Genomic DNA, 26,689 nt, shown 5'->3' on the forward strand with positions numbered 1-26,689 from the left:
TTATTATATTCGTGTGGTTTGACTAACACCGTCCAGGTTAGTTCTTTTACCTGCGCGTAAACGCTGGCTTTATGACCACCCACCACAAATAAGGGGCCAAAGTCCTAAAGTTAGGACTTTTCAAACAATGCCATCGATTCTAGATGACTGGTATGAGGGAACATGTCCAACATACCTAATTTAGTTAATTTATAGCCTTGCTCCATCAAGCTTTGGCTGTCCCTAGCAAGGGTAGCAGGATTACAAGAAACATAAACTACACGCTGTGCGCCAAGCTCAGAAACTTGATCGATGATCCCACTTGCCCCCGCGCGTGCTGGGTCTAACAGCACTTTATCAAACTGTTCTTCCGTCCAGATCTGCCCTTCAAAATCTTGCTCAAGGTTAGCGTGATAAAATTGCGCATTATTGATTTGGTTCAAGGATGCATTATTTGTGGCTTTTTCGACCATCTCTGCAACACCTTCAACCCCAACTACGTGCTTAGCTAACTTCGCAATCGGTAAACTGAAGTTGCCTACGCCGCAGAACAAATCTAACACTCGGTCACTCTTTTGCGGGTCTAACCACTCAACCGCTTGCTTGACCATTTTTTTGTTTACGGCTTGGTTCACTTGAATAAAATTATTTGGCGCAAAAGGAATTTTCACGCCAACTTCTTGATAGAAAGGCATATCGCCTTCAACAAGGTTTAGCTGATCTGTTGCTGGCATTAGGTACAACGAAGCACCATGACGCTTTGCCAACTCCGTTAGAGATTGAGTTTCACTCGCTGTCAGAGCACTCAAGTGACGCAACGTAATACACGGCCCATTATCACCAAGAACCAGCTCTACATGACCCAATTGCTCCGGCTTTTTAAACGCTTTTAGTGCTGAATAAATCTCTGGAAGCAGAACGTTCAGTTCCGGCGCCAGCACTGGGCAATCGGTCACTTGCGCGATTTGCTTACTCTGCTTTTTACGGAAACCAAAATGTAGCTGACGTGTTTTTTTATCGACAAATAAGCTCACTCGCGCACGACGACGATAGGCCAGTGAATCCCCTAATAATGGCGCATCAAGCTCGATATCATTGCCTGAAAATTTTCGCATCAGCTGACGCAGTGTTTGCTGTTTGTACGTCAATTGTTGGTCATAATCTAGATGTTGCAAATCGCAGCCACCACACTCGTGGTAATGCGGACAAAATGGCTCCACGCGAGTGTCACTCGGCTTGAGAATCTTAATCAGTTTACCGCGAGCAAACTTACTTTTTTCTTCCACTAACTGCGTGACGACTTCTTCTCCCGGCAATGCGCCATCAATAAACAGCGGTTTTTTCTTTAGGTAAGCAATACCTGCGCCGTGGTGATCTAAACGCTCCACTTGCACCGCTTGATGACGAGTATTGAGTTGGGTTTTCTTTTTCGGTTGAAAGATGCGTGCCATGCTCTATGCCTGATTTATGTCTAATTGCTCTTCGGCTTCACTATTCTTGATTGCAGCCGTTGTGTGATTCGAGTGACTTGATTATGCTTACCGTTTATTAGGTGACGTCACTTCTTTGCTCAACGCCTTATCGTGCGCTTGAGAAATAATGCGTTATTTTCCCATATCCAGACTCCGATGTAATTAGATAACATGACCAGATATGGCTTACGAGCACGTGTAATTACACTGACTCTCGCTCCCACTCTCATCATTGGTTTATTACTGAGCGGTTTTTTCTCATTTAATCGCTACCAAGACCTTGAGAAACAAGTTATCACCACTGGTAACAGCATCATTGAGCCGTTAGCAATTGCCAGTGAAACTCATCTACTATCAGAAAGCCGAGAGGCGGTACGTCGCTTGATAAGCTACGCCCATCGCAAAAACTCTAAACTGGTTCGTAGTATCGCGGTGTTTGATGAACATCATGAGCTCTTCGTGACATCTAACTTTCACCCTAATTTCGAAGCCTTGATGTTCCCTAAAGATAAACCGATCCCGCAACTGGGCAATTCGGAAATCTACGAAAACTCACTGATATTGCGCGTACCTATTTTGTCCGAGGGTCACTATTTAGCGGAGTTATCGAACGAAAGCCAAGGAACTAAAGCAATTGGTTATATTGCCGTTGAATTAGATCTCTCCTCTTTAAGGCTGCAACAGTATCAAGAAGTTTTCTCTGCTTTTTTAGTTCTTATACTCGGTCTTGGCTTGGCAAGTGTGTTTGCTTCACGTCTGATGCACGATGTTACCCAGCCTATCACCCACATGAAGAATGTCGTTGACCGCATTCGCCGTGGTCACCTAGACGTACGTATCGAAGGTAAAATGCATGGTGAGTTAGACCAACTGAAAAACGGTATTAACGCCATGGCGGTATCGCTATCGGAATATCACGTGGAGATGCAGCACAGTATAGACCAAGCCACATCAGACTTGCGTGAAACGCTTGAGCAGCTAGAGATTCAGAACGTTGAGTTAGATATCGCGAAGAAACGTGCGCAAGAAGCGGCCAGGGTTAAATCTGAGTTCTTGGCGAACATGTCGCACGAACTGCGTACTCCACTCAATGGGGTTATTGGCTTTACTCGTCAAATGCTTAAAACGCAGCTTTCTAACAGCCAAACTGATTACCTACAGACGATTGAAAAGTCGGCGAACAATCTACTGAACATCATCAATGACATTCTCGACTTCTCGAAACTTGAGGCGGGTAAGCTGGCGCTGGAAAACATTCCGTTTGATTTCCGAGAAAGTTTAGAAGAAGTGATTAACCTACAAGCCACGAGTGCACATGAGAAAGGATTAGAAATCACCCTAAAAGTGGACCCTAAAATTCCACCGGGTTTAGTTGGGGACCCACTACGTATCCAGCAAATTTTGACGAACTTAGTCGGTAACTCAATCAAGTTTACCGAGCGAGGCAACATTGATGTTAGTGTTGAAATGCGCTCTCAATCTGGGGACTCCGTCGAGTTGCAGTTCATGGTGCGCGATACCGGCATTGGTATTTCTGAACGTCAGCAAGCGCAATTATTCCAAGCATTTAGCCAAGCGGATGCCAGCATTTCACGTCGCTACGGCGGCACTGGGTTAGGTTTGGTTATCACGCAGAAATTGGTAAGCCAGATGGGTGGCGAGATCAGCTTAACCAGCCGCCTACACCAAGGTTCGACGTTCTGGTTTACGGTGCGCTTGCACTCAACAGAGATGCCAATGAGCGAACTGATTGAAGTGGAGCTTCTAACGGGCAAACAGTTGCTGTTGATTGAACCAAACATGCAAGCAGCATCCGTAACCCAACAGATTCTAAGTCAAGAAGGTATCTTAGTGACCTACCGCTCTTCGCTACCAAACAACGAAGAACAATATGACTATGTATTACTGAATTTAGCGGCCAACCAGACTCACGATGCGGAAGTTATTACACCTTGGATAGAACAAGCGAAACGCATGGCTCCGAGTGTGATCCTAGGGACGCCGAGTACCGAACTGGCACTTGCCGACCAAATTATGACAGAGCATCACGTCCAATGCCTGACGAAGCCGTTGTCTCGCCGTAAACTGCTACAAAGCCTAATTAGCGAACATGTCGAATCACCACCAACATTGAGTGCTCCAATTACGCCAAGCGAAGGGGAGCGTTTACCTCTGACGGTGTTAGCGGTGGATGATAACCCAGCGAACTTGAAGCTGATTTCCGCTCTGCTCCGCGAACGAGTAGAAACCGTCACCGCCTGTAGCAATGGCCAGCAAGCGGTGAACCTGGCGACGGAGAAAAAGTACGACTTAATCTTCATGGATATCCAAATGCCGCAAATGGATGGTGTGACCGCTTGTCAGCACATTAAAGAGTTGGAGTTAAACAAAGATACGCCAGTGATTGCGGTAACGGCGCATGCCATGGCGGGAGAAAGAGACCGCTTGCTCTCGGCTGGAATGGATGATTACTTAACCAAACCTATTGAAGAGCATGTGCTACAACAGGTTTTGGTTCACTGGAACCCAAATGCTTGTACTGAGAGCATTGGCAAAGTCGCCCCTTCATACGTTGATGAGCCTGAAGGGAGCGCGCCACAATCCGTTTCTTCGCCTCAGCAGGATGTGATTATTGATTGGCAAGCTGCCTTAAAACAGAGCGCGAATAAAGAAGATCTAGCCAAAGACATGCTGCGCATGTTGGTTGAGTTTATCCCTGAAGTAGAAGCAGTCGTTGACCAAGCTCTGGAGCAAGAAGATATCTCCCGTGATGACCTAATTCATGTCATCCATAAGCTGCACGGCAGTAGCTCATATTGCGGAGTGCCTAGGCTGAAATCACTCTGTGCGACGCTTGAGCAAGCACTGCGCTCAGGGATCAGTCTTGAGGAGGTTGAGCCTGAAATGTTCGAGCTGCAAGATGAAATGATTAAAGTCACAACGACTGCAAAATTATACCTTAAACAGTAATCTGCTCGAGAGACAAGAAAGCCAGAGCATCTGCTCTGGCTTTTTAGTATTTTGTTTAAGACTTACAAGCTAGGATTCAAAAATGACCGTCGCCACAGCGTAATGACGCTCATCGGAAATGGACAGGTGAATGTGGTTAACGCCCATCGCATCCGCTATTTGCTTTGCTGTGCCCGTCAATGCGAGCACCGGTTTTCCAAGCGCATCGTTCGAGATGGAAAAATCGTGAAACGTGACCCCTTTCGCGATCCCTGTCCCCAATGCTTTTGAGGCCGCTTCTTTGACCGCAAAGCGCTTAGCAAGATAACGGCCTTGCAGCTTAAGCTGTGAAAATTTAGCCATTTCTTCTTCTGAAAGAATACGCTGAGCAAAAGGCTCACCACTACGAGCTAACGCTTTTTCAATACGCTCAATTTCTGCAATGTCGGTCCCTAACCCTATAATCGCCATCTAGATAGCCCTATTACTGGCGTGCCTCAATCATCAGTGCTTTCATGTCCGCAACCGCTTTATTCAAACCATCAAATACCGCGCGACCAATGATTGAGTGACCAATGTTGAGTTCGTAAATTTCTGGTAATGCAGCAATTGGCGCGACATTGTGATAAGTCAGGCCATGCCCGGCATTAACAATAATACCTAGGTCATGAGCATAACTCGCACCAGCGGCAATCTTCTTCAGTTCTGCTTGCTGTTCGTCTTCTGTCGTCGCATCAGCATAATGACCCGTGTGCAGCTCAATAAACGGAGCACCACACTTTTTCGCAGCTTCAATCTGTTGACGATCAGCATCAATAAAGAGTGAAACTTTAATGCCTGCATCTGTCAGCTTTTTCGTCGCAGCTTTAATTTTTTCAAGCTGCCCCACAACGTCCAAGCCACCTTCCGTCGTCAGTTCTTCACGTTTTTCAGGCACTAAGCACACAAACTCTGGTTTAGTTTGCAGCGCAATCTCAACCATTTCGTCCGTCACAGCCATCTCTAGATTCATGCGCGTTTGAATGGTTTCACGCAGAATACGTACATCACGGTCCAAAATATGGCGACGGTCTTCACGTAAGTGAATTGTGATACCATCCGCGCCTGCACGCTCAGCAATTTCTGCAGCGTGAACAGGATCAGGGTATTTTGTACCACGTGCATTACGTAGAGTGGCAATATGGTCGATATTGACGCCTAAATAAATTGAGCTCATTTTCCGTTACTCCGTGCTCTGGGGGTCTGAATGAAAAATTCACGACTTTTTAAAGGTTTGCCGCCAAGATACGGCTTTAAGGCTATACGTGTAAAGCGTTTTGCCGCTTTTAGCTGCTCTTTAGTGACGAACCGCCGCTCACTGATAGCAATCAGCTCATTCCCTAAAAACGTAAGGTTATCGCGCCTAACCGAAGCTATGAAGCCTTTTTGTTCCCGGTAACGATACGTCATCTCTGGGTCGACGGGCTCGCCAGTACCTGCACAGTGCAAGAAATCCACGCCATACCCCATAGAAGAGAGCAATGCTAACTCAAAACGACGCAGTGCTGGCTCAGGGTTCTCGTTGTGTGCCAACTCTGTTAGCGCATGCAAATAATCATGAAATAGCGCTGGCATCGGCACTTCAGCCATCAATATCCGACCAATCAGTTCATTAACGTACATGGCAGAGTAGAGATTAATGCCCGTTAACGGTAAACCTAGGCTTATCGGCTCAGCTTGACGCAAAGTCTTCATTGAACCTTTTCCCGACCATTTAAGTAACAGCGGAGTAAAAGGTTGCAATGCGCCTTTTAAGTTCGAACGCTTACTGCGCGCGCCTTTGGCCATTAAAGTCATTCGACCATATTCCTCACTGAATACATCAAGGATTAAGCTCGATTCACTGTAAGGGCGGCGATGTAATACAAAACAACGCTGTAAACCTTCGGAAGAGAGATTACTCATCTAAGTCATTGTGCCTAAAAAGTGTGAAATAAAAAATAAGGAGCCGAGCGGCTCCTTATTTTAATCGATACTAATTTTTCATCGATGTTGGAGCGAAGCATCTTCGCAGCCAAGATTATAAGTCGTCGATATAACCCAACGAGCGCAGTGCTCGTTCGTCGTCTGCCCAGCCAGATTTCACTTTTACCCAGGTTTCCAGGTAAACCTTACGACCGAACAACTCTTCCATATCTAAACGCGCTTCACGACCAATGGTCTTGATCTTCTCGCCACCTTTACCAATCACCATTTTCTTCTGGCCATTACGCTCAACAAGAATCAAGGCATTGATGTGGAAACCGTCGGTTTCTGGGTTGTAATCAAAACGTTCAATCTCGACCGTTACCGAGTATGGCAATTCTTCACCCGTGAAGCGCATTAACTTTTCACGCACAATTTCAGATGCCATAAAACGCTGGGAGCGATCAGTCACGTATTCTTCTGGGAAGTGATGCGTTGCTTTAGGTAAGTGATTACGCACGTGCTTACGCAGTACATCAATGTTCTTCCCTTGCTTCGCAGAGATTGGCACAACGTCCACGAAGTCCATCTTCTTAGACATCTCAGCCATGTGTAGCATCACTTCGTTACGATCTTGCACGTTGTCGACTTTATTGACACAAAGCACAACTGGGAAGTTCGATTTTTGAAGCTTAGTTAGCACCATCTCATCGTCTTTGGTCCAATGCGTACCATCGACTAAGAAGAACACTAGGTTTACATCACTTAGAGATGAGTTAGCCGCACGGTTCATCAGGCGGTTAATCGCACGCTTTTCTTCAATGTGAAGTCCTGGCGTGTCGACGTAAATCGCTTGGTAATCGCCATCCGTGTCCACACCCATAATGCGGTGGCGTGTTGTTTGCGGCTTACGTGAGGTGATCGAAATCTTCTGACCCAAGATTTTGTTCAGAAGTGTCGACTTACCTACGTTTGGGCGACCAACAATAGCAATGAAGCCACAGTGCTGGTTTTCTGGCGAGCTTAGCTCACCTTGTGATGCGAAAAACGCATCGATATCGAATTCGTTATCAGCCATTTGTTAATTGCTCAAGTGCTGTTTCAGCAGCCGCTTGTTCTGCCTTGCGGCGGCTGGTGCCTTTCCCGATTACAGGCTTGTCCACACCTGCTACTTCACACTCAACCGTAAACTCTTGGTTGTGCGCTTCACCTTTAATATTAGTCACTGTGTACACAGGCAGCGGTTTTCTTCTGCCTTGTAGGAACTCTTGTAGGCGAGTTTTCGGATCTTTTTGTGAGACGCCAGGTTTAATGGCTTCAAGGCGTGAGTTGTACCAACTCAGTACAATGCCTCGCACGACTTCAAGATCGCTGTCTAGGTAAATTGCGCCAATAATGGCTTCAACCGCATCGGCTAAAATAGAGTCTCGGCGGAAACCGCCACTCTTCAATTCACCTGGACCTAATTTTAAATAATCTCCTAGATCGAATTCACGACCCAGTTCCGCCAATGTATGTCCACGAACCAAAGTAGCACGCATACGGCTCATATCACCCTCGTTCACTTTCGGGAAACGATGGTACAGATCATCAGCGATGACAAAACTTAAAATTGAATCGCCCAGAAACTCAAGACGTTCATTATGCTTACTGTTGGCGCTGCGGTGAGTCAGCGCCAAGTTGATAAGCCCGGCATCTTGAAACTGGTAGCCGAGCTTTCTCTCTAGTTTATCAATTGGAGAATTCATACTCTCTCGATATAAAATGGTTAGTGAATACCACCGATGCGGTTAAAACGCACACCAGTTGGAATCCATGAAGGTAGAATGCTATCTGCGCCACGATCAAACTCGAAGCTGATCCAAATGGCGACAGCTTTGCCGACTAAGTTTGCTTCAGGAACGAAGCCCCAGTAACGGCTGTCAGCACTGTTGTCACGGTTATCACCCATCACAAAGTACTGACCTTGTGGTACAACCCACTCTGTCGTGCCGCTACGTGGGAAGTATTGCTCCACACGGTTACGAACAAGAGGGTTAACCAAAATATTGTGCTCCACGTTACCCAATTTTTCATCCAGTTGGATCATTGGAATACCGTTCGAGCTAAACTGACTTTCTTCAACATTGCTCAGTTTAACTGGTTTACACGCCGATTCGCCTTGGCTTTGCACGCAAAGCTGCTTATCACTTGAATAACGCACGATATCACCAGGCAAACCAACAACACGCTTAATGTAATCCACACTTGGTTGTGGCGGGTATTTGAATACCACGATATCACCACGCTCAGGTTTACCTGTTTCAACTAACTGCGTGCGCCATACCGGATCTTTCAAGCCATAGGCGTATTTTTCTACCAAGATAAAGTCACCCACCAACAAAGTCGGCATCATTGAGCCTGATGGGATTTGAAATGGTTCGTAGATAAAAGAACGTAATACTAAAACGAACGCAATCACAGGAAAAATTGAGACGCTATTTTCAACCCACCAAGGCTGACGCTCAACTTTTTGCAAGGTCACTGCATCCAAACCATTAGACGTCTGAGCTTGAATCTCAGCCAGTTTTTCCTGACGCTTTTTCGCGAAAACCAGCTTTTCCAGTAGCCAAACTACGCCAGTTACCAAAGTCGCAATAACCAACATCAGTGAGAATGTATTCGCCATTAAATTCCCTTATCTAAAAATACGAAAGTGAAAGAGCCGAAACCCTTTCACTTATTTTAATATCTAACGTCTTAAGACCGACAAGTGTGAGACAAAGTTCAACTTTAGTCTTTACCTACGTGAAGGATGGCTAGGAACGCTTCTTGAGGCAGCTCAACGTTACCGATCTGCTTCATGCGCTTCTTACCTTCTTTCTGTTTCTTCAGAAGTTTCTTCTTACGACTTACGTCACCGCCGTAACATTTCGCGATTACGTTCTTACGCAGCTGTTTTACAGTTGAACGTGCGATAATGTGGTTACCAATCGCTGCTTGGATTGCGATATCAAACATTTGGCGAGGGATAAATTCTTTCATCTTCTCTACCAGCTGACGACCGCGAGTCTGAGACTGGTCTTTGTGTGTGATCATCGCCAATGCATCAACGGTGTCACCGTTCAGAAGAACGTCTACACGTACCATATTCGAAGCTTCAAAACGCTGGAAGTTGTAATCCAAAGACGCATAACCACGAGATGTCGATTTCAGACGGTCGAAGAAATCCAGTACCACTTCTGCCATTGGAATATCGTAAGTCACGGCAACCTGGTTACCGTGGTAAACCATATCGACCTGAGTACCACGCTTTTCAACACACAGCGTGATCACGTTACCTAGGTACTCTGAAGGTACCAGGATATTACAACGAGCGATCGGTTCACGAATTTCTTCAATATCATTGATCGCTGGTAGTTTGGCAGGGCTATCAACGTACAGCAGTTCACCATCGGTCTTTTCAACTTCGTAAACTACCGTTGGTGCCGTGGTGATAAGATCTAAGTCGTATTCACGCTCTAGACGCTCTTGGATAATTTCCATGTGCAGCATGCCAAGGAAACCACAACGGAAACCAAAGCCAAGTGCCGCTGAGTTTTCTGGCTCGTAGAATAGCGATGCGTCGTTTAGGCTTAATTTGCCCAGCGCATCACGGAAGTTCTCGTAATCGTCAGACGATACCGGGAACAGACCAGCGTAAACCTGAGGTTTTACTTTCTTAAAGCCTGGTAGCGGTTTTTCACAGCCATTCTTAGCCATAGTCAGCGTATCACCAACTGGTGCACCAAGGATGTCTTTAATACCACAAACCACCCAACCTACTTCACCAGTACGAAGGATATCGGTATCTACTTGTTTTGGCGTAAAAATACCAAGACGGTCTACACCCCAAACTTGACCCGTGCTCATCACTTTGATCTTGTCGTTCTTCTTCAGTTCGCCGTTTTTAATACGTACTAGAGAAACAACGCCAAGATAGTTATCAAACCATGAGTCAATGATCAGCGCTTGTAATGGCGCATCTGGGTCACCTTCCGGTGCTGGAATCGCTGATACGATGTTCTCTAGAACGTCATCAACACCGATGCCTGTCTTCGCAGAACAGCGGGTTGCTTCCATTGCATCGATACCAACGATTTCTTCAATTTCTTCTGCCACGCGCTCGGGATCGGCTGCTGGTAGGTCAATCTTGTTCAAGATTGGCACAACCTCTAGATCCATCTCAATCGCGGTGTAACAGTTAGCCAGTGTTTGAGCCTCAACACCTTGACCCGCATCTACAACCAATAACGCACCTTCACAAGCCGCTAGAGAACGTGATACTTCATATGCAAAGTCAACGTGCCCCGGAGTATCGATGAAGTTCAGCTGATACGTTTCACCGTCTTTAGCGGTGTAGTTTAGCGTCACACTCTGAGATTTAATGGTGATACCACGCTCACGTTCAAGATCCATAGAATCCAGAACCTGTGCGGCCATTTCACGATCGGTTAACCCGCCACAAACTTGGATTAGACGGTCTGATAGGGTCGACTTACCATGGTCGATGTGGGCGATAATCGAAAAGTTACGAATGTGCTTCATAGATTTAGGGTGACTAACTCTTTACAAATAGGGACAGTAAGAAACGCCATCCACTGACGGCATTTCAATCAAGTTGGCAGATTCTACCGAATTTCGTTAACGGGCGCACGTAATTTAAAGTACATACCCAAATAACCTTTAGTGGAGGGGGGACGGCGCTTACTGGATTGGCTCTCCAAGTACCCGAACAAGGGTAACTTGGCGCTTAGATTCATCCTCTAACGGACGAGAAACACGTTTTGCGATCCACATTCCACCAGCTGCAAATAATACTGATGCCAATATGATGATACCTTCCCCGCCCGCGGTCAGCGGCGCTAATAGGAAGTGACCAAATATCGCACCGATAATCAAACCAAACAACGGCAGTAAATAAACCGCCATTGCTGATTTTATCAGGCTCGACTCAGGAAAGCCTATCTCGACGACTTGACCTATCTTCACTGATTTATCCGTGCGCAGGTGCCAAGATAAACTCTTGTTACCAATGGCTTTAGTCACAACGCCCGTTCCACAGCTTTTCTGTGAAGAGCAACTACTGCAACTGGTCTGCTGTTCGCAGCTTAAATCAATTTCGTATTGTTTACCGCGACGATGTACGTCTGTCACAGTAGCCAACGCGGTCATCATTGTTGTTTACTCTTTGTTACATTAAATGTGACAGATTGAGCGATACGCTGTGCTGTGGTCGGCGGAATGTCTCCAACTACGGAGATTTCATGTTGACCGCTCACAAAACTATGCAGCGTTCTTCGGCCTTGGCGAACCAACTGACCTTTTAACGAGTGCTCATCTTTGTTTGCTACGTAAACAGAGAAGCTAAATAGACCGTCAGAGTACAGCTGGCTCTCCACCATTTGATTGGTAACAGCCATGCGGTAGCGGTTCAGCTCGTTCGGTTCGAAACCTTCAGGGATCCAACCTACCTGCCAATTGCTGGTTCCAATATCACCTTTTGGCATGGTGAGAACAGCTGGTAATTGAACATCTTGTAGGCCACTCATTAACTCTGCGATTTTTGGATTCACCGTGTAAGAAATAGTGCGATATTGTTCAAGCATCTCACCATCACGGTCCACAAGGTCGGCACGTAACGGCAATTTACTCTTTTCATCGATCCATAGTACGTATGAATAGCGCAGACCGTCTTTAGGGACGACACGCAGCACTTGTGTTGCTACACCTGCTTCACGAGCTCTACCCACTTTTACATAGTCGTAATACAAGTTTAGCTCATCGATATTGGTGTTGAGCATAGGCATGGTCGGAGCGACCATTTTACCTGACTCGATGGTGAATGGTTCTAAACCCGTTTCGATATAGCTTACTTCTGTGCCGCGACGAATCACTTCGCGCACAGGGCCACTTAAATAAACAAGATGAGCATATTGATCGTCACCATGCGTGGCATGACGATACAGCAACGGCTCAATGCTGTTCTTTTTGATAAGGATATAAGAGAGTTCGTAACTTAAATTCTTACTCGCCTCGCTCATTTGATGCAATAAAGCCTCCGCTGGCTTATCACCAGCAAAGGCTTGAGAAGACATCATACTGAACAGAGCGCAAGCGCTGATCAGAAATTTTTTCATTCAATATCCGGATTCAGATTTGCATCTTGTTGAGATGCATCACTGTTAATTCGTAACTGCAATTCGTAGTCTCGCAGCATAGCATGAACACGCTTACGTTGCTCTTGCATATTTGCTTCACCTACAGAACGCTCAACAGACTCACGAGTTAAACTCACAGGCTCTGCGCTGCCAGCAAACGGAACTGTCTGCAACACAGGCAATTGGTCTGTTTGCGGCGACATTGAATCGCTACCACCGTACTGCTGTACACCTAAAATAACGACAAGCGATACACATGCAGCAACAGCAACTTGACCAAACTGTGTCAACCAACCTGGCAACTGACGTTTTGCTTTTTGCGGTTCTGGTTGTGACTCTTTTGGCGTATCAGCAATTGAGATAACATTTGCACTGTGCGCATCAAACGCACGGTGTGCAGGTTCATCTTCTAACGCTAACGCCACGCTTTCAGCAATATTCCACTCAGGTTTTGCTGGCACTTCGCCTCGCATCACATCACCAATCAGGTGATAGTTCTGCCAAGCATCACGGCTCTCTTGGTCTTGCTCTAACTCTTGAATTAAAGCCTTATCGACCAATTCTCCATCCATGAGAGCTGAAAGTTTTTCTTTGTCAGCCATTATTTTCACCATAGTTATTACTTGTACTAGCGTTGCAAAAGAGGTCTGATTTTCTTTTCCACCGCCTCACGAGCACGGAAGATACGCGATCGTACCGTTCCTACCGGGCAATCCATCACTTCTGCAATTTCTTCATAACTCAAGCCATCGAGCTCTCGTAATGTCATTGCGGTTTTTAAATCTTCAGGTAAAGCTTCGATTGCACTGAACACCACCCGTTGCAATTCTTTGGACAACGTTAAGTTCTCAGGGTTCGATATTTCTTTAAGTGCACTACCTGTTTCGTAAAATTCAGCATCTTCAGCATCGACATCTGTCGCTGGAGGTCTACGCCCTTGAGCAACAATGTGATTTTTCGCAGTATTCACTGCAATGCGATACAGCCACGTATAAAACGCACTTTCCCCACGAAAGCTGGGAATAGCTCGGTAAGCTTTAATAAACGCTTCTTGTGCTACATCTGGTACATCGCCAGGATTACTAACGTATCTGGAAATAAGATTACATACCTTGTTCTGGTACTTCGTTACCAGCAGGTTGAATGCTTGCTTATCGCCATTCTGAACTCGCTCAATCAATACTTGATCGGTCAGCTGCTCGTTCATTCGAGCGGATACTCCTATTTGTTATGCCCCTACTCTTCTCAGATATGGGTACTAATTATGCAAAACGTAGTATTGACACCACTGCTTACTTGAGCACTATTGTGACCCTAACGTGAATGAGAAAGTTCCATGGTTTCTCAAGTTTTTTGTCATTGTTTTTTCACAGTGTGATGTCTATACCCAAATGACCACCGTTGCCTGACTTTAGTCTAAGTTTGACAAGCGAGCATCTTGAGGGGAATTGGGTATAATGAATGATCTCTGTCCCAGATTGTGCTGGGTCGAGCATGGAAAAGCAATGGCATTGACAAACTATTACTTTTCATTTGCATGGCTAATGGCTATCTGAACACCGCGTTACAAATATAACTTAGGAAGCATGCTCATGCTCTGCATGAAAAAGAAGAGTGGCTCAGTCACCGCAGTAACACGGATGTCGATAGGTCTCCCAACTTAGCCCTTAGCGACAGGTGTCGCGATAATGGAATGCACATGGTGTGCAAATAATACACAAGGTGACTTTGTTACCTTAGCTTGGGATTATAAAAGTTATATGAACACAAATCGTGAACATGAGTGTGATGTGTTAGTGGTAGGGAGTGGCGCGGCTGGTTTGTCGTTGGCTTTGCGCGTTGCTAACCACTGTAAAGTGATGGTGCTGAGTAAAGGGCCACGCAGCGAAGGGGCGACCTATTATGCCCAGGGTGGTATTGCTGCTGTATTTGATGAGTCAGACACCATTGAGTCACACGTTGAAGATACACAAATCGCCGGCGATGGTATTTGTGACGAAGATACTGTGAGGTTCATTGCTGAACATTCAAAAGAGTGCGTACAGTGGTTGATCGACGGTGGTGTCCCATTTGATCGTGAAGAGGATGACTCTGACGATGAGCCTCGTTACCACTTAACTCGTGAAGGTGGCCATAGTCGTCGTCGTATTCTTCACGCGGCAGATGCAACAGGTATGGCGATGCAAACCTCTCTGCAAGATAACGCTCACAACCATCCAAATATTCATGTTCTCGAACGTCACAATGCGCTGGACTTAATCACCGAAGACAAAATTGGCGGTGATAAAAACAAAGTTATCGGTGCTTATATTTGGAACCGCAACGAAGAGCATGTCGAAACCGTGCGGGCCAAATTTGTGGTTCTCGCTACAGGTGGCGCTTCAAAAGTTTATCAATACACCTCTAACCCAGATGTTTCGTCTGGTGATGGTATTGCCATTGCTTGGCGTGCAGGGTGTCGTGTGGCAAATATGGAGTTTAACCAGTTCCACCCGACGTGTTTATATCACCCAGAAGCACGTAACTTCTTGTTGACTGAAGCGTTACGTGGCGAAGGTGCTTACCTGCGTCGTCCCGATGGTTCTCGCTTTATGCCAGATTTCGATGAGCGTAAAGAGCTTGCTCCGCGTGACGTCGTGGCTCGCGCTATCGACTTCGAAATGAAGCGTTTGGGTGCCGACTGTATGTACCTCGACATCAGTCACAAACCTGCGGACTTTATTACAAAACACTTCCCAACCATTTACTCACGCTTGATGGACTTGGGCATTGATATGACCAAAGAGCCAATCCCAATCGTACCTGCTGCGCACTACACTTGTGGCGGTGTCATGGTGGATAGAAATGGCTGCACCGATCTTAAAAACTTGTATGCGATTGGCGAAGTCAGCTACACCGGGCTGCATGGTGCTAACCGCATGGCATCAAATTCACTTCTCGAATGCGTGGTTTATGCTTGGTCTGCGGCAAAAGATATTCTAAAACATCACACTAACGTTGAGCTACCCTCACAGGTGCCATGTTGGGATGAAAGCAAAGTAACTAATAGTGATGAAGAAGTGATCATTCAGCACAACTGGCACGAACTTCGACTGTTTATGTGGGACTACATGGGCATTGTACGGACTGACAAGCGTTTAGAGCGCGCCTTACGCCGTATCCAGCTGTTGCAACAAGAAACACACGAGTACTACAGCAATTTCCGCGTGTCGAACAATTTATTAGAACTGCGTAACCTTTTACAAGTAGCAGAGCTGATGGTTCGTTGTGCGATGCAGCGTAAAGAGAGTCGAGGTTTGCACTACACGCTTGATTATCCGAACCAACTGGAAAACAGCGGACCAACGATTTTGGTTCCAGCTAAACAGCTTTAACTTTACCAAGTAAACTATTACATCAACAGGGAGCATTGGCTCCCTGTTTCATTTCCCACTGGCGTAATACCAAAGATAATTGACGATACTGCTTATCGTCACAGCTATCACGCCAAATCGTAACACTACGGCCAGACTGCAATCGAAATGTTATCTTGAATGGCAATGTCGATGTATCGATTCGTTGTAACTGATCCTTTTCAGACTCAAGAGCCGCCGAACATTCACTATACTCAAGGGCCTCAAACCTAACCGAGCCATCGCAATGCACATACCAATAACCCTGACTTGTCGGTTTAACAAAGCCTTGGCTCAATTGTGCCTTAACAATCATTAATAACAAATAAATCGATAATACGAGAGGGATGCTAGAGAGGGTAACGGCCCAAGTCATCAGTAAGAAAAGTATTACATTGAGAACTCGGGCAGTCAGAGAGGGAGAAGCGGTAAAATTAACGAACTTTGCTGAGGTTATGGGCGACAATTTTATCAACCATTGCAGCATGACCTAAGTTTTCGCTGCGGCCATGCCCCATTATCCAAGTAAACAGATCAGGATCATCGCATTCAAGTAAAGAAACAAAGTCACGCTGCTCTTGTTCACTCAGAGTATCAAAGCACTCTTCAAAAAACGGCATAATTACTACGTCAAGCTCAAGCATGCCTCGACGACAAGCCCATTTAATACGCGCTTTTTCTTCCGGAGTGTACATTCACTATTCCTTCATAGATGTCTTGTTGTTAGTGCGGAGTGTAACAAGGGATGTGCTACGTCACTAGTGTGCGGGTCACAATACGATAGTGAAAGCAGACAAATGTTGATTCGTAAATCGCTCCCCTAGTATCTCAAGGTTATTTGGGTATAACATAGCGGAAAAATATCTTCAAAAGGCATTGTAATTATGGAATGGCAAACTCGTTTTTCAGCACTACCTCTCTCAACTCAAGACGCACTTCCAGAGTTATCTATCTCGCTGCTGGACAATTTCGGCATGATCACCATGGTCGGTGACGATAAAAAATCATACTTACAAGGTCAGGTTACCTGCGATGTTGTTTCTTTAGAACAAGACCAATCAACATTGGGCGCACATTGTGATGCAAAAGGCAAAGTGTGGAGCGTGTTCCGCCTTTTCCATCACCACGATGGCTACGGCATGATCCAACCAAAATCGGCGATTGACGTAGAACTTAGCGAAATAAAAAAATACGCCATTTTCTCTAAAGTAACGATTGAAGCTTCTGATGAAGTTATCTTAGGTGTTGCCGGCGTCAAAGCCGATGAGCTTATTTCTTCAATGAGCAAAACGACTGGCAGCGTTCGCCCTGTTGAAGGCGGCACCGCAGTACAAGTTTCACAAAACCGCTGGTTACTGATATTAAGTGCGCCAGCTGCGCAACAAGTCGTTGAAAATACAGATGCTGTCCTTACGACAAATGAGCTTTGGAATCGTTTCGACATTGAAGCTGGTTTACCATTTGTCTCTGCATCCGCGCAGAATGCTCACATTCCACAAGCACTCAACGTGCAAGCTTTAGGAGGCATTAGCTTCACAAAGGGCTGCTACACAGGACAAGAAACGGTAGCACGAGCTAAGTATCGCGGTACAAATAAACGTGCGATGTACATCGTAAAAGGGGCAACTTCTGCTCCATTCAGTGACGAGCCAATTGAGATCGAACGCAGCGTGGGTGAAAACTGGCGCTCAGTGGGTGCTTTATTAAACCACTACCAGTTCAGCGACAATCAAGCGATTGGCCTGATCGTACTGCCCAATAATCTCGATGAAGACACTCGTCTTCGTTTGGTTGCTCAACCAGAATGTGAATGGACAATCGAATCACTGCCTTACAGCCTTGATGATGAGTAATACAATCAATACTCCTTTGATGCAATTTCTCACAGACCAACACATTCCGTTTCGTCTGTTACCGCATCAAAGACCAGCAACCACTATTGAGGATGCCGCGCAACAACGCGGCATTCGCCCTTCTCAAATGGTGAAAGCAATCTTGCTACGAGACATGGGTAATCAATATGCTCTCGCCTGTGCGCCTGGTGATCGTAGTGTCGATCCCAAAAAAGTGCGCTCGTTACTGCAATGCCGCCGGATGACTTGCGTTGATCAAGCCGACGTTGAGGCCATCACGGGTTACAAAATTGGTACTGTCACTCCACTATTACTCAAACGACACATGCCGATCGTGTTCGATCCTAGCTTACTAGAAGAACAGGAAGTCACGATCAGCAGTGGCGATCGTATGGCTGGACTGGCGCTTTCTATCCAAGATCTTATCCAATTGTGTCAGCCGACCGTAGCTGAGATCTGTCGTTAGTCGTCTAAAAATAATGTAATAGCACGTAGTTTTTCTATCACTACGTGATCTCGCTCATATCTATAAAAATAGACGAGAGAATTTTTAATCACATATAAAACATAAATAGTCACAAAGATAAAACTCGTATATGCTGAATTTGTTGGTTAAGTTTCAAACAAGCACTTAACCAACATAAAGTGAATCAGCTGACTGAATGACAGTATTCATGCCGTCAGCTGTCCACTTTTGTGTAATGCATCTGTGACTATTCGCCCGCTGAAGCGGGCTTTTTTTGTGCGGAACTTTTTTCTCTTCCTCTTTCTCTAACCGTTAGGACGTAAAGTTTGTTCTGTTGGATACCACCTCAATAGAAACAATTAGCAAACAATCATTTTCGTTCTATTCTTAATTCTGTAACAAAACTATTGCTTAATGCGTCACGTAAAAAGGAGTGTATTGTTGTAAGGGTTCCTTGAACGGTGATTTTTTGGGGTAATCCTCACGCTATTTAAGAGATGATACTGTCAAATTGTCTAAGACAACACAAATCTCTGACGCAACACCCTACATCTGTATTTAATACTATGGCTGTCACAATAATTTTCGCGTCCAAAACGTAGAATACCTAGGCTAGGTTAGATAAAAGGAAAGTAAATATGAGACTGTTTAAGCGCTATACACCAAGTATGATTGCTAAACATATAAGTCGTCTTTTTAAAGGAAGAATTTATATTTACGGGGTCGGTAGATTCGAGTTTGATAACGGCAAGTTAATACTGCCGGAGAAAGCAGAGCAACGCCATTTCCGAGCGGTCAAAGAGATCAACCAAGAAATAATGAAACTCCGATGCGCATATGCTTAGCAAAACGTTGATAAAACAAAGGCTGGATTAACCAGCCTTTTGTGTATTTGAAGTTCGCTTTACACCTACTGACGTGCCAGATCAGGCAGATGACCTTTTAGACCAAGCGCACGCTTCATGATCTCATCTTTCGCTCCCGGCAATTGACCCGCTAAACTCAAACCAATGCCACGAACCAGCTTCTTAGCAGGATTCTCTCCAGAGAACAGGTCTCGGAACCCTTGCATTGCAGCGATCATCTTTGCTGCTTCCGCTTTGCGCCAACGCTCATAACCTCTTAGGTTGCGTTTGCTGCCAATATCTTGGCCTTGCTTCCATAGCGCTAACACCTCTTGAGCGAGGCTGGCTGCATCTAATAGACCTAAATTTACCCCCTGGCCCGCTAGAGGATGAATGGTATGGGCCGCATCACCAACCAATGCGACTCGCTCCACAACAAAATCTCGCGCATAACGCATTTTCAGAGGAAACGCGGCACGCTCTCCCACGACTTCACATAGACCAAGTCGTGTATCAAATTCGCTCGTCAATGCTTTGTTGAAATCATGCTCACTCATTGCCAATAGCTGCTCTGCACGATTTGGCTCAGTGGACCAAACAATAGAGCACATATCTGGTTGCGACATTGGCAAAAACGCCAATGGCCCTTGAGGAGTAAAAATCTGTCGTGCAACGCTATTATGCGGAGCAGCGGTTTTAACATTCGCGACCAGAGCATGATGCCCATAATCCCAATGCGTTAACGGAATATCCATTTGATGACGAAGCCACGAGTTTGCCCCATCGGCTCCGACCACTAACTTAGCCGTCATGGCTTGACCATTGTCGAGCGTCAACCAACTTTCTTGTTCGCCCACCGCTAAGGTCGCGCAACGTGCAGGCATAAACATAGTGACGTTATCGAGCTTTTGGACTTGTTCGAGCAGTGCGAGTTGAATCACTCGATTCTCAACAATATGCCCTAAATCAGGTTGTGCCATGCTTTGTGCATTGAACTCAATACTAGCGAAGCTATCTTGCTCCCACACTTCCATACCGTAGTATGGTGAAGATCGGCGTTGCTCTATCCCCTGCCAAGCGCCAAGCTTACGCAAGATAGTCTCACTAGAACGGCTCAACGCAGACACACGCACATCAGGTAACTCTTTCAACGACTCATCTGGCACCTTGCCTTCTATTACGGCGACACGCAGATCACTGTCCTTGAATGCGGCAGCAAGTGCCAACCCAACCATCCCTCCGCCGATGATGGCGATATCTACACTTTGCATCATTGCTTTTTATTACCTAATTCAGTGCGGCCGTTCATCGTTTTACCAAACCAAGCGTATGGCGTAGTAGCGGCTGCTTAAAAATAGAAAGGTTATCCATCGCTGCTAAGGCAGTATTTCGCCCAATTCGCATCGCGGGTAAATCATTTGAAAAAATATGCACTAAGGCACTGGTTAGCCAGATCGTTTCGCTTCGATCTGCCTCTCTACGCTGACTAAAGCGCATCAAGCCTTGATAAAGACCAACATCATCGCTTTGCTGCACGATTTCTTCTGCTAGCGAGACAACATCGCGAATACCAAGATTAAAACCTTGTCCAGCTATCGGATGCAGCGTTTGCGCCGCATTCCCAACAATCGCAAAACGATGAGAAATATTTTGCTTTCGATGGCGAAGAAGCAATGGGTAACTCGCACGGCGTCCCACTTTTTTCATCGCGCCCAAACGCCAGCCAAAATCTTGTTGTAAACGTTGGAGAAATGCTTGGTCAGATAACTCAAGAACTGCTTGGGCTTCCTCAGGGTGCAGACACCAAACTAAGGACATTCTATTGTCACTCATTGGCAATAAAGCAACAGGGCCATTTTCAGTAAAACGTTCAAAGGCTCTACCCTGATGAGGTTCTTGAGTCACAATATTGGCAATGACAGCCACTTGTTCAAAATCTTGCTCAGAAAGCTCTAAACCAATTTTCTGACAGCAGGTTGAAACAGCACCATCGGCTGCCACCAACAGTTTTGCGTCAAGCTGCTCACCGCTTTTCAACGTAATATGGGTACAGTCTTGCTCGCGCTCGATATCGGTAACAGAGTCAGGGCAAAACAGCGTTATGGATGCGCTGCTATCTAATAATTCTTGATATACGCGACCAACATCGGCTAATTCGACAACATACCCTAGTGCTTCAACGCCAATCTCTTGCTTGGTAATTTCCGTCATCCCAGCATGAGAGCGGTCAGAAACGTGGATATGTTCAATAGGTGTGACAAACGGTTCTAATGAAGTCCAGAGCTGTAGTTGACGCAACAGATTGACAGTACCGTAAGACAATGCGATTGAGCGAGAGTCAAAACCAGGGTGCATATCTGACTGCGCTTTAAAAGGCTCAACGACGGCAATGCGGAGCTTTCCCTGGGACAAATGGTCAATCGCCAATGCTAACGTTGCACCAGCCATGGCACCACCAGCAATGACTACATCATATTGCTTCATGCTAACCTCTGGACCATCTACGATTAATGAATAGTAGGCTTTTTATCGCTACTTTCAGGGCGAACACCAAACTCAGCATGAATCGTTAGTACGCAAGCTTTGATGTGTTCAATCACTTGTTCTAGCAATTGCGCTTGTTCACCGAGGTCGTCATCTTCATCAATGCCTAATTTGGCAATCTCTTCTAGGTCAGCCAATGCTTCTTTAGCGTCATCTGACGCTTTATTTAGCGCAACACCTGCTAGACCTAACCCAGAAATAAAATGGTTTACGAAATCGGACACGCTGTCAGCCAACGTGAATAAGCCTTCTTCTCCCGGCTCATCTGGCAATAATAAAGACAGCTCCATCGACGTGCCCGTGAGTTCATTGACAGTAACGGTGAATACGCTTTGAGCAAACGCTAGCGCGGTAGAAGGCCACCCCATCCCATCATTGGTGTAGTCAAACAGAATAGGCTGCCAAGTTTGATCATTAATCGCCAATCCACCACTTAACATGCCGACAAATAAGCCATGTAATTCCGCAGGTGTTACTGCTAGGCTTGCAGATTGCAGTTCAGCAGCAATAGATTGGTATTCAGGAAGGGTGATTTCACTCATAACTTGGCTCATTCTTGCATAATAATGTATTGGTATATCCTACCATCAAGGTTAGTGGTCTGAAACGGCTATCAAATTCAATTTTGAACAGCATTTGCTCAATTTGCCCAATTCCTGTGTGATCTCGTCATCATTTCTCTTTCTGTGATGGGAAATGCTTGAATCTTAATAGCGGTTTTCCTATAGTTTGCTCCTCGGTAGTTGTATGAAGCAACACCTTAGATAGCGCGAATATAGAGTTTATTCATCATGAGCAATCAAGCGATCGACGTTGAAATATTAGGCAAAGTTACACGAGTGAATTGTCCGACAGGACAAGAAGAGTCTCTTGTTGCAGCGGCAAAAGATCTGGATCGCCGATTGAAAGAAATGAGCGAACGTACTAAGGTAACCAATGAAATCCAACTGCTGACCTTCGCTGCATTGAATATTTGTTATGAGTTGCACACCAAGTCATACGAATCAAACGGTCAACAGCAAGAAATTACTGAGCGAATGGAAAAGCTCACTGCGTCTCTTGAGAACGCACTAAGCAAAGTTACGCAAGGACAGCAGTAAATACAAAATTTACCCTGGGGTGTGCGTCAGCAGGATTTAAGTCCCTGAGCCGATAAGCAATACCTAAGGGTTAGTATTTGGTAACTATTGAGCAAGCTCGGCATGTACCGAGAAGCCTACGGTTGTCATTGCTGATCCGCCTTGAACCAGCTGGTTCAAGGGCCACAATCCTCAACGGCACCCTGGGGTATTCTCTCTATGTCAGACCTCTCTCGACAAGACTTCCGCAAACTGATTCGTGAAAAGCGCAACGCATTGTGTAGCGATACGCAATTCCAAGCAGGGATCGACCTTGTCACTCAGTTCTCTCAAATTCCTGAAATCCAGCAAGCGCAGCATATTGCTATTTATCTTTCTGCTGACGGTGAACTTGATACCAAGCCGCTCATTGAGTGGTTGTGGCAACAGGGAAAATCGGTTTATCTACCTGTCATCCATCCGTTTTCCAAAGGTCAGTTACTGTTTCTTCTGTACGTAAGTGATGATCAATTGGTCTACAACAAATACGGCATCTTAGAGCCCAAACTAGACATCCGCCATCTCAAACCCGTTCGTCAACTTGATATCATTTGTACACCTTTGGTTGGATTCGACAGCATCGGCCACCGCTTAGGCATGGGCGGAGGGTATTATGACCGTACCCTGTCTCATTGGTTTATAACCGGAGAAGGTGCCAAGCCTGTTGGTATCGCTCACGACTGCCAACATGTAGAACGCTTACCAATCGAAAGCTGGGACATTCCATTACCTAAGATCGTGACCCCAAGCCGAATATGGCAATGGGAAAGTGGCAAGTAAGCCGCTATAATCACGCCCGCAAACGTTAACGAACATCTATTCAGGAGATTGGCATGACTCAAGATGAAATGAAAAAAGCGGCTGGTTGGGCAGCACTAAAATATGTTGAGAAAGGCAGCATTGTCGGTGTTGGTACTGGCTCTACCGTGAATCACTTCATCGATGCACTAGGCACTATCAAAGACGATATTAAAGGTGCAGTGTCTAGCTCTGTCGCTTCAACTGAGCGCCTTAAAGAGCTTGGTATTGAAGTATACGAGTGTAACGACGTAATGAAGCTGGATGTGTATGTTGATGGCGCAGACGAAATTAACCCAGCACGTGAAATGATCAAAGGCGGCGGCGCGGCTCTGACTCGTGAGAAAATTGTCGCAGCAATCTCTGATAAGTTTGTATGTATTGTTGACGGCACCAAAGCAGTTGACGTACTAGGTCAGTTCCCACTACCTGTAGAAGTGATCCCAATGGCACGCTCTTACGTTGCGCGCGAATTAGTCAAACTGGGCGGTGACCCGGCTTACCGTGAAGGCGTTGTGACTGACAACGGCAACGTAATTTTGGATGTACACAACATGCAGATTACTAACCCGAAAGAAATGGAAGACAAGATCAACGGTATCGCGGGTGTGGTGACTGTGGGTCTTTTTGCTCACCGTGGTGCTGACGTCGTAATCACAGGCACACCAGAAGGCGCAAAAATTGAAGAATAAATAACGGCTCAAATCGACCTATCTGGTTCACTTTTCTGTTATTTCATTACATACGGTGCTGCAAGGCACCGTTTTTTATTCCTTTCTCTAAGAAAATTATCTCTTATTCCGTAATTTTCTTACCCAAAGCAATTTTTTTTTGTTACTTTATTGAACAGAAGACGCACAAGGAAACGTTTGTCCTCCTACAAAACTATCAATTATCCCCTTTTTAATAGTTTTGCCCAATGTGCGCCACATTAGCCCACCTTTCCATTTTAAGGACGAGAAAAAATGGCCAAAGTTTCACTGGAAAAAGAAAAGATTAAGATCCTCTTGTTAGAGGGACTCCACCCTTCTTCAGTTGAAGTTCTTCAAGCAGCTGGTTATACCAACATTGAGTACCATAAAGGTTCCCTTCCGGAAGAAGAATTGATTGAAGCGGTTAAAGACGTGCACTTCATCGGTATTCGCTCCCGTACGAACCTATCCGAAGAGGTAATCAATGCGGCGAATAAACTGGTTGCAATTGGCTGTTTTTGTATCGGTACTAACCAAGTAAACCTAGACGCAGCAGCAAAACGCGGCATTCCAGTGTTTAATGCACCGTTCTCTAACACACGCAGTGTGGCGGAGCTGGTACTTGGTCAAATCCTACTACTTCTGCGTGGCATTCCTGAAAAGAATGCGCTTGCACATCGCGGTATTTGGAAGAAAAGTGCTGACAACTCTTACGAAGCACGTGGCAAACGTCTTGGCATTATCGGATACGGCCACATTGGTACGCAGCTAGGTATTATTGCCGAAAACTTAGGTATGCGCGTTTACTACTACGACATCGAGAACAAATTGTCCCTTGGTAATGCGACGCAAGTACATACCATGAGTGAACTACTAAACAAGTGTGACGTAATTTCTCTGCACGTTCCTGAAACGCCAGAAACAAAAAATATGATGGGTGAAGCTGAGTTTGCTCGCATGAAGCCAGGCTCAATCTTTATTAATGCAGCACGCGGCACTGTCGTGGATATTCCAGCACTTTGCCATAGTTTAGAAGCGGGTCACATTGCGGGCGCTGCGATTGATGTATTCCCAACAGAACCAAAAACGAATGCCGACCCGTTCGAATCTCCTTTGCAGAAGTTCGATAATGTCATCCTCACTCCACACGTTGGTGGTTCAACGCAAGAAGCACAAGAGAACATCGGTGTTGAGGTCGCAGGAAAACTGGCGAAGTACTCTGACAACGGCTCTACGCTTTCAAGCGTAAACTTCCCAGAGGTGTCACTGCCAGAGCACGGTGGTGAGTGCTCTCGCTTGCTTCACATCCATAAAAACCGTCCTGGTATTCTTACTCAGATCAACACCATCTTCGCGGAAGACGGTATTAACATTGCCGCACAGTACCTACAAACAGCCGCTGAAATCGGCTACGTGGTGATCGATGTTGAAACCGAGCGCTCAGAAGAAGCACTAGCGAAACTGAAAAGTATTGAAGGCACTATCCGTGCTCGTATCCTTCACTAATTTGTGAAGCAGAAATAACAAAGGCAGGGAATACCCTGCCTTTTCTTTTTGCACCCAGCCTTATTTCAGCTTGTAAATCACGTCAACTTGATCGCGAATAATCATGGTAGAATCCTGGTAGCTGTTTGCCCCTTCTTTACTGTCCATCGCCATCGAGCGCATTAGAACTGGCTGAACGTGCATCTGTCTGTAATTGATCTGCCAGACATCACCCAACTTTTTCTCAAAGCCAGTAGCCAGTGACGCTGCTTTTTCTCGCGCATCTTGGATAGCCGCCATGCGTGCCTTTTGCTGATACTCAGCCTGGTTGCTTACCTTAAGTTGAATATTATCAACCTGATTAATCCCTGCTTCTAACGCCATATCTAGGTACTGGTTTAGGTTTTTTAGATCCGTAACCGTCACATCAATGCTACGAGAAGCGCGATAACCAACGAGCTCTGCTTTACCAGATTTAGGGTAGTGGTATTGAGGCGCAAGATATAAATTCGAGCTGGTAACATTGTCTTTTGATAAGCCAGCATCGGACAGATTTTTCAGAAATTGCTCAACGGTTTTGTCTACTGACTGCTTGGCCTGTTCAGCAGTCATTGTCGTGTCTACCACTTTTACAGAAAACGTCGCCATATCTGGTGTAGCAATAACTTCACCATAACCTGTCGTCGTTACGTGAGCAAATTCAGGCGAGTTCGCCAACACTGAAGCACTAGTAAGGCTGAGTGCAGAAGCCAGCAAAAATGAATACAGTCTCATTCAATAAATCCATCCATACAAAAATAAAGTACTTACTCTCAGCAGAAAGGCTCAAGATTCAGACAAAACTATCACTACTGAGAAAGTGTATGGTTTCATAATAGAAACTTCTGTCGATTATCCAAGCACTCAGAATGACTTCTAACACAACTTTGACTATGTAACATTGGCGTAATTTTTCAACGAAACACTCTGTCGG

The 26,689-nt window shown here is 45.6% G+C and carries 27 protein-coding genes and 1 other RNA gene; 10 read left to right on the forward strand and 18 right to left on the reverse strand.

Translation table 11 applies throughout. The features are described 5' to 3' along the window. Positions 1-110: 110 nt before the first annotated feature. Complete coding sequence (rlmD, locus tag ACWYVB_RS12475) at positions 111-1,430, reverse strand: 23S rRNA (uracil(1939)-C(5))-methyltransferase RlmD (RefSeq protein ID WP_395222547.1); 1,320 nt, start codon at positions 1,428-1,430, stop codon at positions 111-113. Between the two features lie 192 nt (positions 1,431-1,622). Here rlmD and barA point away from each other — a divergent pair, with 192 nt between their 5' ends. Further along, positions 1,623-4,421, forward strand: a complete 2,799-nt coding sequence (barA, locus tag ACWYVB_RS12480; RefSeq protein ID WP_395222548.1) for a two-component sensor histidine kinase BarA — start codon at positions 1,623-1,625, stop codon at positions 4,419-4,421. 69 nt (positions 4,422-4,490) lie between these two features. Here the strand turns inward: barA and acpS are convergent, their stop codons facing one another. The 11 genes from acpS to rpoE form a co-directional block, all read right to left on the reverse strand. Then, positions 4,491-4,871, reverse strand: coding sequence for a holo-ACP synthase (gene acpS, locus ACWYVB_RS12485; protein ID WP_012841407.1), 381 nt, complete (start codon positions 4,869-4,871; stop codon positions 4,491-4,493). Between the two features lie 13 nt (positions 4,872-4,884). Further along, a complete protein-coding gene (gene pdxJ / locus ACWYVB_RS12490; RefSeq protein WP_048625989.1) occupies positions 4,885-5,616 on the reverse strand; it encodes a pyridoxine 5'-phosphate synthase in 732 nt (243 codons plus the stop codon). After that, on the reverse strand, positions 5,613-6,344 hold the full coding sequence (gene recO, locus ACWYVB_RS12495) for a DNA repair protein RecO (protein ID WP_006743310.1): 732 nt from the start codon (positions 6,342-6,344) through the stop codon (positions 5,613-5,615). The genes pdxJ and recO overlap by 4 nt, the downstream gene beginning before the upstream one ends. Before the next feature lie 115 nt (positions 6,345-6,459). Next, entirely contained in the window at positions 6,460-7,422 is a 963-nt protein-coding gene (gene era / locus ACWYVB_RS12500; RefSeq protein ID WP_145532503.1) for a GTPase Era, read from the reverse strand. Continuing rightward, positions 7,415-8,092: a ribonuclease III gene (rnc, locus tag ACWYVB_RS12505; protein ID WP_005393907.1), complete on the reverse strand. Its 678-nt coding sequence runs from the start codon at positions 8,090-8,092 to the stop codon at positions 7,415-7,417. The genes era and rnc overlap by 8 nt, the downstream gene beginning before the upstream one ends. Positions 8,093-8,112: 20 nt before the next feature. After that, positions 8,113-9,012 carry a signal peptidase I gene (gene lepB / locus ACWYVB_RS12510; RefSeq protein ID WP_301566997.1) on the reverse strand — a complete coding sequence of 300 codons (900 nt, stop codon included), beginning with the start codon at positions 9,010-9,012 and terminating at the stop codon, positions 8,113-8,115. A 104-nt stretch (positions 9,013-9,116) separates the two neighbouring features. After that, a complete protein-coding gene (gene lepA, locus ACWYVB_RS12515) occupies positions 9,117-10,910 on the reverse strand; it encodes a translation elongation factor 4 (RefSeq protein WP_005393909.1) in 1,794 nt (597 codons plus the stop codon). A 159-nt stretch (positions 10,911-11,069) separates the two neighbouring features. Then, positions 11,070-11,540: a SoxR reducing system RseC family protein gene (locus ACWYVB_RS12520; RefSeq protein WP_395222549.1), complete on the reverse strand. Its 471-nt coding sequence runs from the start codon at positions 11,538-11,540 to the stop codon at positions 11,070-11,072. Continuing rightward, complete coding sequence (gene rseB, locus ACWYVB_RS12525) at positions 11,537-12,502, reverse strand: sigma-E factor regulatory protein RseB (RefSeq protein WP_005393918.1); 966 nt, start codon at positions 12,500-12,502, stop codon at positions 11,537-11,539. The genes ACWYVB_RS12520 and rseB overlap by 4 nt, the downstream gene beginning before the upstream one ends. Further along, the gene (locus ACWYVB_RS12530) at positions 12,499-13,125 is read right to left on the reverse strand and encodes a sigma-E factor negative regulatory protein (protein ID WP_301574867.1); all 627 of its coding nucleotides are present in this window, start codon (positions 13,123-13,125) and stop codon (positions 12,499-12,501) included. Before ACWYVB_RS12530 ends, rseB begins: the two co-directional genes overlap by 4 nt. 26 nt (positions 13,126-13,151) lie before the next feature. Continuing rightward, on the reverse strand, positions 13,152-13,730 hold the full coding sequence (rpoE, locus tag ACWYVB_RS12535) for an RNA polymerase sigma factor RpoE (RefSeq protein ID WP_005380946.1): 579 nt from the start codon (positions 13,728-13,730) through the stop codon (positions 13,152-13,154). A 553-nt stretch (positions 13,731-14,283) separates the two neighbouring features. On the opposite strand from rpoE, the gene nadB reads away from it, so the two are divergent. After that, complete coding sequence (gene nadB, locus ACWYVB_RS12540; protein ID WP_041853018.1) at positions 14,284-15,897, forward strand: L-aspartate oxidase; 1,614 nt, start codon at positions 14,284-14,286, stop codon at positions 15,895-15,897. A gap of 22 nt (positions 15,898-15,919) precedes the next feature. Here nadB and ACWYVB_RS12545 read toward each other — a convergent pair whose 3' ends face one another. Continuing rightward, positions 15,920-16,402, reverse strand: a complete 483-nt coding sequence (locus tag ACWYVB_RS12545) for a protein YgfX (RefSeq protein ID WP_395222550.1) — start codon at positions 16,400-16,402, stop codon at positions 15,920-15,922. Then, positions 16,350-16,610, reverse strand: a complete 261-nt coding sequence (locus ACWYVB_RS12550; RefSeq protein ID WP_005393925.1) for an FAD assembly factor SdhE — start codon at positions 16,608-16,610, stop codon at positions 16,350-16,352. The genes ACWYVB_RS12545 and ACWYVB_RS12550 overlap by 53 nt, the downstream gene beginning before the upstream one ends. A gap of 189 nt (positions 16,611-16,799) precedes the next feature. Here ACWYVB_RS12550 and ygfZ point away from each other — a divergent pair, with 189 nt between their 5' ends. The 3 genes from ygfZ (at position 16,800) to ACWYVB_RS12565 (ending at position 19,079) form a co-directional block, all read left to right on the forward strand. After that, positions 16,800-17,768 carry a tRNA-modifying protein YgfZ gene (gene ygfZ, locus ACWYVB_RS12555; protein ID WP_395222551.1) on the forward strand — a complete coding sequence of 323 codons (969 nt, stop codon included), beginning with the start codon at positions 16,800-16,802 and terminating at the stop codon, positions 17,766-17,768. Further along, positions 17,761-18,234 (forward strand): aminoacyl-tRNA deacylase, encoded by a 474-nt coding sequence (locus tag ACWYVB_RS12560; RefSeq protein ID WP_031780369.1) that lies wholly within the window; start codon positions 17,761-17,763, stop codon positions 18,232-18,234. Before ygfZ ends, ACWYVB_RS12560 begins: the two co-directional genes overlap by 8 nt. Positions 18,235-18,872: 638 nt before the next feature. After that, the gene (locus ACWYVB_RS12565) at positions 18,873-19,079 is read left to right on the forward strand and encodes a DUF1107 domain-containing protein (RefSeq protein WP_005380970.1); all 207 of its coding nucleotides are present in this window, start codon (positions 18,873-18,875) and stop codon (positions 19,077-19,079) included. A 65-nt stretch (positions 19,080-19,144) separates the two neighbouring features. On the opposite strand, the gene ACWYVB_RS12570 is transcribed toward ACWYVB_RS12565, so the two are convergent. From ACWYVB_RS12570 to ACWYVB_RS12580, 3 genes are read right to left on the reverse strand one after another with little or no spacing between them, the layout of a single operon-like run. Then, the gene (locus tag ACWYVB_RS12570; RefSeq protein ID WP_243328156.1) at positions 19,145-20,353 is read right to left on the reverse strand and encodes an FAD-dependent 2-octaprenylphenol hydroxylase; all 1,209 of its coding nucleotides are present in this window, start codon (positions 20,351-20,353) and stop codon (positions 19,145-19,147) included. Between the two features lie 31 nt (positions 20,354-20,384). Further along, the gene (ubiH, locus tag ACWYVB_RS12575) at positions 20,385-21,563 is read right to left on the reverse strand and encodes a 2-octaprenyl-6-methoxyphenyl hydroxylase (RefSeq protein ID WP_109169432.1); all 1,179 of its coding nucleotides are present in this window, start codon (positions 21,561-21,563) and stop codon (positions 20,385-20,387) included. A gap of 23 nt (positions 21,564-21,586) precedes the next feature. After that, a complete protein-coding gene (locus tag ACWYVB_RS12580; RefSeq protein ID WP_005393931.1) occupies positions 21,587-22,165 on the reverse strand; it encodes a YecA/YgfB family protein in 579 nt (192 codons plus the stop codon). A gap of 249 nt (positions 22,166-22,414) precedes the next feature. Here ACWYVB_RS12580 and ACWYVB_RS12585 point away from each other — a divergent pair, with 249 nt between their 5' ends. The 5 genes from ACWYVB_RS12585 to serA all read left to right on the forward strand — a co-directional run bounded on the left by ACWYVB_RS12585 (position 22,415) and on the right by serA (position 25,737). Beyond that, positions 22,415-22,723, forward strand: coding sequence for a cell division protein ZapA (locus ACWYVB_RS12585; protein ID WP_005393932.1), 309 nt, complete (start codon positions 22,415-22,417; stop codon positions 22,721-22,723). An 8-nt stretch (positions 22,724-22,731) separates the two neighbouring features. Continuing rightward, a non-coding RNA gene (gene ssrS, locus ACWYVB_RS12590) (6S RNA) lies at positions 22,732-22,916 on the forward strand. A gap of 5 nt (positions 22,917-22,921) precedes the next feature. Then, complete coding sequence (locus tag ACWYVB_RS12595; RefSeq protein WP_104970962.1) at positions 22,922-23,521, forward strand: 5-formyltetrahydrofolate cyclo-ligase; 600 nt, start codon at positions 22,922-22,924, stop codon at positions 23,519-23,521. Positions 23,522-23,574: 53 nt separating this feature from the next. Beyond that, a complete protein-coding gene (gene rpiA, locus ACWYVB_RS12600) occupies positions 23,575-24,231 on the forward strand; it encodes a ribose-5-phosphate isomerase RpiA (protein WP_005380982.1) in 657 nt (218 codons plus the stop codon). 273 nt (positions 24,232-24,504) lie between these two features. After that, positions 24,505-25,737, forward strand: a complete 1,233-nt coding sequence (serA, locus tag ACWYVB_RS12605) for a phosphoglycerate dehydrogenase (RefSeq protein WP_005393937.1) — start codon at positions 24,505-24,507, stop codon at positions 25,735-25,737. A 60-nt stretch (positions 25,738-25,797) separates the two neighbouring features. On the opposite strand, the gene ACWYVB_RS12610 is transcribed toward serA, so the two are convergent. Beyond that, positions 25,798-26,490, reverse strand: a complete 693-nt coding sequence (locus ACWYVB_RS12610; protein ID WP_005393939.1) for an oxidative stress defense protein — start codon at positions 26,488-26,490, stop codon at positions 25,798-25,800. Positions 26,491-26,689 lie beyond the last annotated feature (199 nt).

Source organism: Vibrio sp. JZG10 (assembly GCF_054064075.1).

What these genes read in the sequence shown, in the direction of transcription:
- rlmD (WP_395222547.1), bottom strand. Translation starts at nt 1,430, where the DNA reads ATGGCACGCATCTTTCAACCGAAAAAGAAAACCCAACTCAATACTCGT.
- barA (WP_395222548.1), top strand. Translation starts at nt 1,623, where the DNA reads ATGACCAGATATGGCTTACGAGCACGTGTAATTACACTGACTCTCGCT.
- acpS (WP_012841407.1), bottom strand. Translation starts at nt 4,871, where the DNA reads ATGGCGATTATAGGGTTAGGGACCGACATTGCAGAAATTGAGCGTATT.
- pdxJ (WP_048625989.1), bottom strand. Translation starts at nt 5,616, where the DNA reads ATGAGCTCAATTTATTTAGGCGTCAATATCGACCATATTGCCACTCTA.
- recO (WP_006743310.1), bottom strand. Translation starts at nt 6,344, where the DNA reads ATGAGTAATCTCTCTTCCGAAGGTTTACAGCGTTGTTTTGTATTACAT.
- era (WP_145532503.1), bottom strand. Translation starts at nt 7,422, where the DNA reads ATGGCTGATAACGAATTCGATATCGATGCGTTTTTCGCATCACAAGGT.
- rnc (WP_005393907.1), bottom strand. Translation starts at nt 8,092, where the DNA reads ATGAATTCTCCAATTGATAAACTAGAGAGAAAGCTCGGCTACCAGTTT.
- lepB (WP_301566997.1), bottom strand. Translation starts at nt 9,012, where the DNA reads ATGGCGAATACATTCTCACTGATGTTGGTTATTGCGACTTTGGTAACT.
- lepA (WP_005393909.1), bottom strand. Translation starts at nt 10,910, where the DNA reads ATGAAGCACATTCGTAACTTTTCGATTATCGCCCACATCGACCATGGT.
- ACWYVB_RS12520 (WP_395222549.1), bottom strand. Translation starts at nt 11,540, where the DNA reads ATGATGACCGCGTTGGCTACTGTGACAGACGTACATCGTCGCGGTAAA.
- rseB (WP_005393918.1), bottom strand. Translation starts at nt 12,502, where the DNA reads ATGAAAAAATTTCTGATCAGCGCTTGCGCTCTGTTCAGTATGATGTCT.
- ACWYVB_RS12530 (WP_301574867.1), bottom strand. Translation starts at nt 13,125, where the DNA reads ATGGCTGACAAAGAAAAACTTTCAGCTCTCATGGATGGAGAATTGGTC.
- rpoE (WP_005380946.1), bottom strand. Translation starts at nt 13,730, where the DNA reads ATGAACGAGCAGCTGACCGATCAAGTATTGATTGAGCGAGTTCAGAAT.
- nadB (WP_041853018.1), top strand. Translation starts at nt 14,284, where the DNA reads ATGAACACAAATCGTGAACATGAGTGTGATGTGTTAGTGGTAGGGAGT.
- ACWYVB_RS12545 (WP_395222550.1), bottom strand. Translation starts at nt 16,402, where the DNA reads ATGCTGCAATGGTTGATAAAATTGTCGCCCATAACCTCAGCAAAGTTC.
- ACWYVB_RS12550 (WP_005393925.1), bottom strand. Translation starts at nt 16,610, where the DNA reads ATGTACACTCCGGAAGAAAAAGCGCGTATTAAATGGGCTTGTCGTCGA.
- ygfZ (WP_395222551.1), top strand. Translation starts at nt 16,800, where the DNA reads ATGGAATGGCAAACTCGTTTTTCAGCACTACCTCTCTCAACTCAAGAC.
- ACWYVB_RS12560 (WP_031780369.1), top strand. Translation starts at nt 17,761, where the DNA reads ATGAGTAATACAATCAATACTCCTTTGATGCAATTTCTCACAGACCAA.
- ACWYVB_RS12565 (WP_005380970.1), top strand. Translation starts at nt 18,873, where the DNA reads ATGAGACTGTTTAAGCGCTATACACCAAGTATGATTGCTAAACATATA.
- ACWYVB_RS12570 (WP_243328156.1), bottom strand. Translation starts at nt 20,353, where the DNA reads ATGATGCAAAGTGTAGATATCGCCATCATCGGCGGAGGGATGGTTGGG.
- ubiH (WP_109169432.1), bottom strand. Translation starts at nt 21,563, where the DNA reads ATGAAGCAATATGATGTAGTCATTGCTGGTGGTGCCATGGCTGGTGCA.
- ACWYVB_RS12580 (WP_005393931.1), bottom strand. Translation starts at nt 22,165, where the DNA reads ATGAGTGAAATCACCCTTCCTGAATACCAATCTATTGCTGCTGAACTG.
- ACWYVB_RS12585 (WP_005393932.1), top strand. Translation starts at nt 22,415, where the DNA reads ATGAGCAATCAAGCGATCGACGTTGAAATATTAGGCAAAGTTACACGA.
- ACWYVB_RS12595 (WP_104970962.1), top strand. Translation starts at nt 22,922, where the DNA reads ATGTCAGACCTCTCTCGACAAGACTTCCGCAAACTGATTCGTGAAAAG.
- rpiA (WP_005380982.1), top strand. Translation starts at nt 23,575, where the DNA reads ATGACTCAAGATGAAATGAAAAAAGCGGCTGGTTGGGCAGCACTAAAA.
- serA (WP_005393937.1), top strand. Translation starts at nt 24,505, where the DNA reads ATGGCCAAAGTTTCACTGGAAAAAGAAAAGATTAAGATCCTCTTGTTA.
- ACWYVB_RS12610 (WP_005393939.1), bottom strand. Translation starts at nt 26,490, where the DNA reads ATGAGACTGTATTCATTTTTGCTGGCTTCTGCACTCAGCCTTACTAGT.